The sequence below is a fragment of the Paenibacillus sp. Aloe-11 genome, from assembly GCF_000245715.1.
Taxonomy (GTDB): Bacteria; Bacillota; Bacilli; order Paenibacillales; family Paenibacillaceae; genus Paenibacillus; species Paenibacillus kribbensis.
Window position 1 is genome coordinate 89,681 of record NZ_JH601082.1, and the last position, 3,609, is coordinate 93,289.

Below are 3,609 nucleotides of genomic sequence, written 5' to 3' on the forward strand. Positions count from 1 at the left end.
GGCCGATTCTGCCGCCGCCGCTGGTGTCAGCCGCATCGGCCACGAACCGAACACGAACACGATCGCCACCACCAGCAACAACCATGCCTGTCTCTTTCTTCTCATCTCCCTGTCCCCTTTCTTCAAACCCGAATAACCATAAGTGATTCCACTTTATAAAGCGCTTACACAATTACTGTGAACACTATATCAGACACCTATGATCGGAAACATGGGAGGATTGCAACATTTTGTATTCTTAAGCAAGCATTTTAGCGGTGGGAAGGCCTCCCACCGCTTGGCGTTGTTGCTGATGCGATTTTAATGCATATCGTAGGATTATTTACCAGTGAATTGGGCCTGAGTCATTGCATATTTCATTATTCCTGCATTCAAAAATTAACGATGGAGCGGTTCTTTTTGTCCCAGACCAAGCGTCTGCGTTGTGGAAGCATGAATTTCTTGGAAAAGCTCCGGGTTTTCCGCTAGTGACACACCGTAAGAAGGAATCATTTCTTTTATTTTCGGCTCCCATTCTTTCATATGTTGTGGGAAGCATTTTTCTAATACTTTCAGCATCACGTTAACAGCAGTAGAAGCACCCGGAGAAGCACCGAGCAATGCAGCTACCGAGCCATCAGCCGCACTAACCACTTCCGTACCAAATTGAAGGGCTCCTTTACCAGCCTCCGTATCTTTGATCACCTGCACACGTTGGCCCGCTACTACGATCTCCCAGTCCTCGATTTTGGCGTTCGGAATAAACTCGCGTAATTCTTCCAGGCGCTTTTCATTCGATAACATCACTTGCTGGATCAGGTATTTGGTCAATGCCATCTCTTTAGCGCCTGCCGCCAACATCGTACAGAGGTTATTTGGTTTTACAGAACAGATCAGATCCAAATTTGAACCCGTTTTCAAAAACTTGGGTGAGAAACCGGCAAACGGTCCAAACAGCAGTGCTTTTTGGTTGCCGATGTATCTCGTATCCAGATGTGGAACAGACATGGGAGGCGCACCAATCTTGGCTTTACCGTATACTTTGGCATGGTGCTGCGCGACAACTGCAGGATTTTTACATACCATAAAAAGCCCACTTACCGGAAATCCTCCGATATGCTTGGACTCAGGAATACCGGTTCTTTGTAGTAAAGGCAGACTTCCGCCCCCACCGCCGATAAAGACGAACTTGGCAGTATGGTATTCGATTTTGCCGTTATCCAGATTTTGCACTTTGACTTCCCACGAGCCATCGCTCGTACGTTTAATATCTTTAATTTTATGCTTGTAATAAATCTCGACATTTTTACTTTTTAAATGATCAAACAACATGCGTGTTAAAGCACCAAAATTGACATCTGTTCCAGAGTCGACTTTGGTCGCCGCAATCGGTTCATTTAATGTACGGCCTTCCATGATCAGCGGAATCCATTCCTTCAGTTTTTCGGGATCATCGGAAAATTCCATTCCCTGAAACAGAGGAACATCTGAAAGCGCTTTAAACCTTTTTTTCAAAAAAGATACATTTTCATCACCTGTTACCAAACTCATATGAGGTATTGGCTTGATAAAGTCCTGTGGGTTACGAATTAAATTGCTGCTTACAAGAAAAGACCAAAACTGTCTTGAGAGCTGAAACTGTTCATTAATGTTTACAGCTTTACGAATATCTATAGATCCGTCAGCTTTTTCGGATGTATAGTTCAGCTCGCATAGTGCAGCATGGCCTGTACCCGCATTATTCCATTCGTTAGTGCTTTCTTCTCCTGCGTTTGCGAGTTTCTCAAACACTTTAATTTCCCATTCTGGTGCTAACTCTTTCAGCAATGATCCCAGAGTCGCGCTCATGACTCCGGCACCAATTAAGATAACGTCTGTTTTTTTCTGCATTCCGCTCATAAAAACCTTCCTTATCTTTTTGAATTTGCAAAAAAGAGCAGGCCCTCCTGCTTAGGTGATACAAGAAGCAAGGCTCCACTCAGGAACATATCTTTTCTTTTCTGTCTCCATTATAGCTTAAATATAAGCATTTAAAAATTATATCGTCTTTCCTCTGATAATTATAAACTACTTTTGCTAAAAAGTGAGAATTCTCTTCAGAAAAAAAGGATTTAGCGTTAGAACTATTTTAACCGAAAATGGGGCCTTCGCAATAATCCATGATATACAGATGATGAGTGGATTAGTGCTGATGGGCAGAATTTTATCTTGCTGGAGATGGGATTATGTTTTACTCATATCCATATTATGCGGGCGGGGTTATCGGGTGATTCATAGTTGCTTTTGTCCTAGTATGTGAATACCGAAGCCGCACTACCTCAAGCATCCATTGATTGGAATCGCCACAGTGATAGATTCGTAGTGTAGCAAATAACCGGTTTGCATTGCAATGGAGGGACGTTTTTTCTATAATGGCTTCGTAACTTATGATTGATAATGAATCTCATTTATGAAAGTCAACATGATTGATTAGGAGGCTCCCCGGATGTCGCGGACCTATGAAGAGCTTGCGCAATATTTTGCAATTACACCCATTCAATTGTTCGGTGTATACCGCACATGGCTAGAGGGTAACCGTATTTATAGTGGACATGTCCACAAGCCCACCGCCAAATGCGGTATCATCATTGCACTCGAGGGGGAAGCCACATTCGTCTTCGACGAGGTAGAACGCTACATGATGAAGCCTGGCCTTATCCTGATCGGAGGAGCAGGCAGACGGCTGGAAGTTATTTCGGGCGCAGACGGCTTCCAGTATTGCCTGGCTCATTACCTGCCGAGCGGGGCAGGTGAAGAGAAGGGTCTTCGGCGGCCAGAAGACGTTTTCTGTATGGAGGTTACGCTAAACCCAGAATTGCTGGGGCTGGTGGAGCAGTTACTGAATGCCGCTTCCGCTCCTGATGTGATGGACAAGCTGAATCAACGCTCGCTATTTTACCAGGTTATCACCAAAGTGCTTCAATCGGAGCGTTACCATCAGAACAAGGACAGCTATCTCATTATTGAGGACGCAGTCCGGTATATTCAGTCGCATTTCACCGAGCCGCTGACACTGTCAAAGCTAGCCGACCGTTACCAATTGAAGGCCAAATATTTCTCTTATCTGTTCACTAAATATACCGGGACAGGTCCTATCGATTATCTGATCCATTACCGAATGAATAAGGCACACGAGTGGCTATTAACGAAGCAATTTTCCGTCTCCGCCGTTGCCAAAGGCGTTGGGTATTCAGATCCGTACTATTTCAGCAGACTGTTCAAAAAGTATAAAGGAGTTGCGCCCAGCCAAGTAGACTTCGACAGCACGGAGGCTTGAATGTGCAGTAATGCCACCTCACCTGTCTTAGACGGTCTGATCATGTGAAATTGTCCATCATTGGATCGGGAATCTCTATATTCTCATCAGGTTTGTGTGATGATACTATTGTAAATGTAATTGATAATGATCATCATTTTCAAAGATAGAGAGAGGGCACACAACATATGAAAGTTCGTCAAACCACCTCGTGGTCTGTCTTTTTTACAGGCATTATCAGTTTGCTGCTGCTTCTGAGCGCCTGCTCAAACAACACGGGGTCTGCCAATGGAGAAACGGCCAATCCGTCGCCAAACGCGACTGGGCAAAAAGCG

The 3,609-nt window shown here is 44.5% G+C and carries 2 protein-coding genes; one reads left to right on the top strand and one right to left on the bottom strand.

The genetic code is table 11. The features are described from left to right. Positions 1-378 precede the first annotated feature (378 nt). Positions 379-1,878 (bottom strand): malate:quinone oxidoreductase, encoded by a 1,500-nt coding sequence (locus WG8_RS25310; RefSeq protein ID WP_007433155.1) that lies wholly within the window; start codon positions 1,876-1,878, stop codon positions 379-381. Between the two features lie 586 nt (positions 1,879-2,464). Between WG8_RS25310 and WG8_RS25315 the strand changes: the two genes are divergently transcribed. After that, a complete protein-coding gene (locus WG8_RS25315; RefSeq protein WP_007433156.1) occupies positions 2,465-3,295 on the top strand; it encodes a helix-turn-helix transcriptional regulator in 831 nt (276 codons plus the stop codon). The last annotated feature ends 314 nt before the right edge of the window (positions 3,296-3,609 follow it).